This is a genomic window from Cupriavidus sp. 05T41 (assembly GCF_056396525.1).
In genome coordinates this window covers 1-6,819 of sequence record NZ_JBFTLQ010000161.1, presented here as the reverse complement: position 1 = coordinate 6,819, position 6,819 = coordinate 1, and the positions used below count along the sequence as shown (strand labels likewise).

Genomic DNA, 6,819 nt, shown 5'->3' with positions numbered 1-6,819 from the left:
CCAGCGTGTCGCGTGATAGCAAAGACTCCGGTGTTGCTCTGTTGGTTTTCGCCTGGCAGAGGCTTGGCCGGAATTCGTAAATATTTGAAGCCTAAGATATTTACCAATCCCGGCCAAGCCTCTGACAGTCCGCGACACTMTTTGGCTTATCAACCCTACCCTCGCCTACGCCGACTGGCAGCGTCGCGAGGCCGCCGGCGCGGATCGGCGGCCTTTGCCGCCCGCTCGATTGGGCAGCACCAAGCCATGTTCKGGCACTTCCGACGCCATCGACGTGGCGAATCTACGTGGCCCTAATCCGGTTGAAGGTTCGCGTGCTGGCCAGGCTAGGCCAAGCAGCTTGCTCACGTCCTCTTGACTTCGGCCGGCGAGCAGCAGGCGTAGAACTGGTCAGAAGCTGCGTCGCCGCTGAATCAACCAAGTGCCCGCATGCAATCGGCGCATAGTTGCGATCTGCGACCTTCGTTCTCCCCGCAGGTTGGCGATAAGCTGTTTTTCCTGTGCCGCCACCCAATGGCAGGGTCAAACACTAGTACTCAGATCCGACGGGAACTTCGTAATGGGGCTCGGTAACGGCCGTTCTCATTGTGACGAACTCTTCGGCTGCCGTGGGGTGGATGCCGACAGTGTTGTCGAACTGAGCCTTCGAGGCGCCCGCGCGCATTGCCACGGCAAAGCCCTGTACCACTTCACCCGCTTCTTCACCGACCATGTGTACCCCGACCACGCGGTCGGTGTCGGAGTCGACCACAAGCTTCATCAGCGTACGCGTCACCCTGCCACTCAATGTATGCTTTAACGGGCGAAAGGTACTGCGGTAGATTGCTACCCGGTTGAAGCGTGCGCGTGCTTGTGTCTCGCTCAGGCCTGCGGTCGCGATGTTCGGATGGGTGAACACCGCCGTCGGAATGGTGGCGTAGTCCATGTGAAGTGTGCCGCTACCGAACAACCTGTCTATGAGCACGGTCGCTTCCCGCAGCGCGACAGGTGTGAGTTGTACGCGGTCGATCACGTCGCCCACGGCATAGACCGACGGCACGCTCGTCTGAAACCAGGTGTCGACCGCAATGGCGCCGTCGGGTGTTAGGGCGACGCCGATCTCTTCTAGTCCAAGTCCACTCGTGTTCGGCTTTCGGCCGGTCGCGCAGAGAACGGCGTCTGCCACAATCCGCTCGCCGTCACTCAGCGTGACGATGCGATGCCCGGCCTCAGTCTGTACCTCTCGTACGGTAGAGTTGAACCGAAACTCGATACCATCTTTTGCCATCTCTCCTTGCAGGAACTCCCGGACGTCGTCGTCGAAGCCGCTGAGCAGTCCCGCGCCACGGTGTACCAGTATTACCTCGGCGCCAAGCGCACGGTAGATTGAAGCGAATTCGCAAGCGATATAGCCACCGCCGACCACCAGCAATCGTMGGGGCACTTGCGGAAGATCGAACATCGCGTCCGATGTCATCACCAGTTCCCGGCCGGGGATGTCAGGAAGGCTCGCACACGCGCCGGTGGCGACTAGCACATGCTCTGCCGTTATMCGTTGATTTCCGATTACGACCGTGTGCGCATCGGCCAGCCGAGCACGGCCGTGAAGAACCTCGACGCCACCGGTCGCAAGCATATGCTCGTAGATCTCATTGAGGCGAGCGATCTCTGCCGCACGTCGATGCTTGAGTGTGGGCCAATCGAGTAGCTGGCCGGTTGGCAACGCCCAGCCAAAGCCGGTTGCCTCCTCGAAAGCGTGCGCGTAGCTCGCCGCGTAGCTGTAAAGCTTCTTGGGAATGCAACCGGCATTGACGCACGTGCCGCCCATGGCACCTTGCTCCACCAGGGCGACGCGTGCGCCGTGCCCAGCTGCCAGGCGAGCAGCGCGCACACCTCCGCTGCCACCGCCAATCACCAGGATGTCGACGTCGAAGGCCTGCATGTTCTTCTTGATTTGGTTCTGCATAGGAAGCTCCGTGAGCCGGTCAAACCGGCAAGTCCCAGCGAATGAGTACGCGGAATACCGGGCTGACTATCGTCKAAAGCAGACGCATCAGGCAATGCCGTGGGGGTAAAGACGCTGATTAGCGTTTTGAATGACAGCCGCCGCGCAGTGGCTACTTGCAGAACAATGCCGTGTTGACCCCGCGCAACCAGCGGTTACCGGGGTCACCATGTTGGCTACGGTGCCAGTGCTGTTTCACGTCGTAGTGAGGGAAGTCGAAGGGAGGGGCAAGCAGACGCAACTCGGCGTGATCAGCGTAGACCTCGCCGATCGATTGGCTTACKGTGGCAATCAGGTGCGTTGTGGCGATCACGTGCGGAATGCTGAGGAAGTGCGGACAGCATAGCTGCGCATTTCTTTGGATGCCGTTCTCCCGCAGATATCGCTCTACGAGATCATGAGTGCGGCTCTCGGATTGCACCACCGCGTGGGAGGCTCGGCAGTATCGTTCCCGAGTTAGGGTTCTGACAGCGAGTGGGTTGTTCCTTCCAGCAAGGCAGACGAAGCCGTGAGTGAACAGCCGCTGCTGGTACATGTCCGTGCCGGAAAGGTCTGGCAAGTGCCCCATTGCGAGGTCTACTTCGCCGCGCTGCAGCCCCTCGCCGAGTTCGCGCGGGCTCAATGATACGGTCTTGACGCTCACATGGGGCGCCACGCTAGCCAAATGCCGTAGCAGCCGCGGTAGGAACGTCAGCTCACCAATATCCGACATCGCGATAGTGAAGGTCCGTTTGCTCGATKACGGCTCGAACTGCGGTGTGACAAGGATACGCTCCCGTACCCCGGCGAGCATGTCCTGTATGACCGGCGCGATGTCGACCGCCCGGGCTGATGGCTGCATGCCAGCGTGGGCCTTGACGAAAAGCACGTCTCCCACCTGCTCGCGCAAGCGCTTCAGCGCATGCGACAACGCGGGCTGGCTAAGCCCGAGCTCTTCCGCAGCCCTTCCCAGATGGCGGTGACGCCATAAGGCGTCGAAGATACGCATCAGATTAAGGTCGAACTGATCCATGCGCAGAATGAAGCGATCCGTTGCTGAGTCGATGCGCGCCGGTGCGCGCGGAACGGGAGCGTCCGCCAGGCTCGCTACCGTGAATGCCTCATGGTAGCRACGCCATCGGGAGCCGTGCGAAGCTTAACATACCCGCTGTGGCTGAGTAGTGTCATCCCTTTTCTCGGAGTCAGTAGCGACGTGCATACCATCTTCGGCAGCGACGCAATCGGGCGACGCGCGCCATTGCCGCACATATGCCGGCGCGGTGAACAGCCATGCCAGCCGGTCGTAGTATTCGGATGGCGTTCGACCCTCAAAGACCGAATTGCGTACTAGACGCTCGACACCGCCAGCATGGTAGATCCGGTCCAGCATCAGCGATGAAATCTGAACGCGCGCCGACCGCACGATCCGCACATCCTGATACCTCTGAAACGCCTGTTCGCAGGCGCCATCTGCGGCGTCCAGCTCTGTGGCGAGCGAGATCGCATCTTCGAGCGCCATGGCAGCACCCTGTGCAATGTACTGCACCATGGGATGTGCTGCGTCGCCCAGCAGGGTCACACGGCCGGCGGTCCAGTTAGCGACTGGCGCGCGTTGACGGAGCACGTAGCGCTGGAACACCGGGGCCAGCGACAACACGCGCCTGGGTTCCGGGGCCCAATCCGCGAATGCGGCKGCGGCCTCCTCGGGTGACGCCTCGCCTTCTTGCATTTCCCCGCGGTCGGTCCTGACAGTCGCGCCGACATTGAACTGACTCCAGTCTCGTACCGGGTAGTAGATCAAATGCGCATCGGGTCCGGTCCACAAAGTGGGATAGGGATGCTGCAGCTCGGGAGGCATGCGGGATACGGGCACCAGGGCGCGGTAGATCACCGCACCGATTGGCACTKAGTCGCCATCCCCGATCAGTTGCTGCCGGATCCTMGAGTGGACGCCGTCGGCGCCAATAAGCGCGGCTCCACGAAGCGTTGCACCAGCATCCGTGGTGATTGTGACGATATTTCCGTACTGCTCGTATCTGACAATCCTGGTATCAGTCCTCAGTTCGACGAGGGGATGCTGGTCGCACGCCTCCAGCAAGGCGCTGTGCACATCGGCGCGATGTGCTACAGCATAGGGATTGCAAAAGCGCTGCTGAAACTCGCTGCCGCAGGGGATAACACCTACAGGCTCGCCGCTGATGCCATCCATCATCAGCATCTGCTCGATCAACAGCGCCTGTCGTTTGATCTCGGCGCCGACGCCAAGCGCATCCAGCACCGACAAGGCATTCGGCGCGACCTGAAGCCCCGCGCCGACTTGGCCGAAGCGGGGCGCTTGTTCGCATACAAGCACCCGAAACCGCTTCTGAGCTAGCGCCAATGCGCATGCGAGGCCGCCAATACCGCCACCGGAGACGATGATCGGTAGATCGTTCCTGCTCATCTTGGTCATTGAGACTTCCTCCACCTCAGTTCAATCGACTTACTAAGGACCGCCACTCGTGCCGCCTGCCTGAGCCGGCTCGCGGCACGGTTGGCTCAGGCTTCCTGCGGGCGGTAGGCAGCCGCGAACCGCTGGGAGTTGTCGGGAATGGCCTCGCGGTAGGCCGGCCGCTCCTTCGTTCGCGCAATCCAGTCCATCAACGCAGGCTTGGTGGACCAGAGCCCCGACAGGTTCAGCTCTTCGAGCCGATCGATGAACGGAGCCGCCGCAATATCCGCCAACGAGTATTCGCGGCCGCCGAGCCATCGGGTCTCCGTGAGCCGGCTCTCCATGCGTTCCAGAGCACGACTCATATTCAGGCGTGCGGCTTCGACCTTAGCTTCGTCGATCGGCGCGCGTGCTGCGCTAATAAGCTCTTCCGCGCGCGCCTTGTTGGGATGCGCGTCGACCATGGCAACCAGCTCGGCATCCGAGCGCTGCGCCAGGTCGGGACTCATCATCAGCGCGAACGTGGCTGGCCGGATCGCCGGGTGGAGCACATCATCTTCATACTTCACCCAAAAGCGTGCACGGGCGCGTTCGACCGGATCAACTGGCATCAGGCGAACTTCGGGAAATACTTCTTCCAGGTATTCGTTGATGAGCGTGCTTTCGTGGATGGGAACGCCATCATGGACAAGCGTGGGCACAACGCCGTTTGGATTGAGGGCGAGATATTCCGGCCTGGTGTGTTCAAGCTTCATCAGATCGACGAAGTTGCTTTCCCAGGGGAGGCCCTTCTCGGCGAGGCAAAGGCGGACCTTGATTGAACAGAACGAGCGCCAATCGTGATACAGCGTGAGCATGTGAGTCTCCGTGTTCGGTTGAGGTGACCGCAGCGTACGTCCACGCCAATCTTTCGGTCAATCCAAGAGCCCGTGAAAGCGGCATGTGCTCGGAATTTTCAACGCCTCTACAAGCGTGATTCCGGCGTCATTACTGGCCCGCAAGGAGATCATTCGACTTCTGAATAACGGTCTTTCCCGTCGTGCTATTGCCGCACGGTCGCACTTCATCGATCGTGCACCCCACGACGCAGCACAGTGCACAGAACGTCGGTCTATAACTCGATTTTTGAGCATTCTGGAGGATGACTAAGTGATCGCAGATATTCGAAGAACGATAGATGAGTCGCCTATGAGTGAACTTCAGACGATGGCCGTGATCGTCTGCATCGTGCTGAACATGCTMGATGGGTTCGATGTATTGGCAATGGCATTCACAACGGCACGCCTAGCGCGTGACTGGCAACTGAATGGCAAGGAGTTCGGCATGCTGCTTAGCGCGGGGTTGATTGGCATGGGTGCCGGATMAATCTTGATCGCGCCGCTTGGTGATCGATTTGGCCGTCGCAAGCTCATACTGCTCTGCCTCTGCATTGTAGGCAGCGGCATGTTGGTGAGCGCCGCCACCCAAAACGCCATGCAGCTTGCAGCTGTGCGCCTCTACACGGGGCTTGGTATCGGCGGCATGGTTGCGAGCATTACTGTGATCGCCGGCGAGTATGCGTCGAACAAATGGCGTAGTACCTGCATTGTCATGCAGCATACGGGATATGCCGTCGGGGCTGCTGTGGGTGGGGTTATTGCGGGTTACCTGCTGTCAGTCTGGGGATGGCGAAGTGTTTTCGCGTTCGGGGGTCTGGCTACGATTCTGGCCATTCCCATGGCGTTCGCAGTGCTGCCTGAGTCGCTCGACCTCCTGCTGGCCAAGCGCCCTGCCGACGCGCTCGTAAGAATCAATCGCACACTGGCCAGAATGAAGCATCCTCCAATTGCCGCGTTGCCCGCCGCGACCACGGACACCAACGCAGCGAATGYCTGGGAGGGCTGGAGCGCACCGCTCAAGAGGCCATTGCTGGCCCGGACTCTGGCGCTCTGGTCAGCGTTCTGTTTCGTAATTGGCAGCTATTACTTCGTTGCAAGCTGGACCCCCAAGCTTCTGGTGGAGGCGGGCCTGTCAGCCGAGCAAGGTATTACCGGAGGGGTGTTGCTCAATCTTGGAGGCATTGTCGGCTCATCGCTGTTTGGCCTGCTGGCTGCCCGGCTTGGCCTGYGTCAACTGCTCACCATGACGCTGTTGGGCGGCGCCCTGCTCATGGTCGGCTTCGGTGCCAACATCATGTCCCTCAAGATCGGGATGGGGATAGCCGTGCTACTCGGTGCCGCCCTTACGGCCTCCGTTGCTGGACTGTATGCCGTGTCTTTAACGCTCTGGGTTGGCGGAATGATGTCGCCAATCGTGGTTGGGGTGTTGCTGGACATCGGGTGGAGCGTTCCTAGCCATGCCGTGTCTTTAACGCTCTGGGTTGGCGGAATGATGTCGCCAATCGTGGTTGGGGTGTTGCTGGACATCGGGTGGAGCGTTCCTAGCC

The 6,819-nt window shown here is 60.3% G+C and carries 5 protein-coding genes; 1 reads left to right on the top strand and 4 read right to left on the bottom strand.

Annotated elements, in window-relative coordinates:
- Window positions 1-529: 529 nt before the first annotated feature.
- The 4 genes from gorA to AC1DKV_RS39760 form a co-directional block, all read right to left on the bottom strand.
- A complete protein-coding gene (gene gorA, locus AC1DKV_RS39775) occupies window positions 530-1,921 on the bottom strand; it encodes a glutathione-disulfide reductase (RefSeq protein WP_477139670.1) in 1,392 nt (463 codons plus the stop codon).
- 175 nt (window positions 1,922-2,096) lie between these two features.
- Entirely contained in the window at window positions 2,097-2,996 is a 900-nt protein-coding gene (locus AC1DKV_RS39770; RefSeq protein WP_477139669.1) for a LysR family transcriptional regulator, read from the bottom strand.
- Window positions 2,997-3,119: 123 nt separating this feature from the next.
- Entirely contained in the window at window positions 3,120-4,415 is a 1,296-nt protein-coding gene (locus AC1DKV_RS39765; RefSeq protein WP_477139668.1) for a 3-hydroxybenzoate 6-monooxygenase, read from the bottom strand.
- Between the two features lie 86 nt (window positions 4,416-4,501).
- Window positions 4,502-5,251 carry a glutathione S-transferase family protein gene (locus AC1DKV_RS39760; protein ID WP_441624357.1) on the bottom strand — a complete coding sequence of 250 codons (750 nt, stop codon included), beginning with the start codon at window positions 5,249-5,251 and terminating at the stop codon, window positions 4,502-4,504.
- 331 nt (window positions 5,252-5,582) lie between these two features.
- Between AC1DKV_RS39760 and AC1DKV_RS39755 the strand changes: the two genes are divergently transcribed.
- On the top strand, window positions 5,583-6,819 hold a 1,237-nt coding region (locus AC1DKV_RS39755), incomplete at its 3' end, for an MFS transporter (protein ID WP_477139667.1).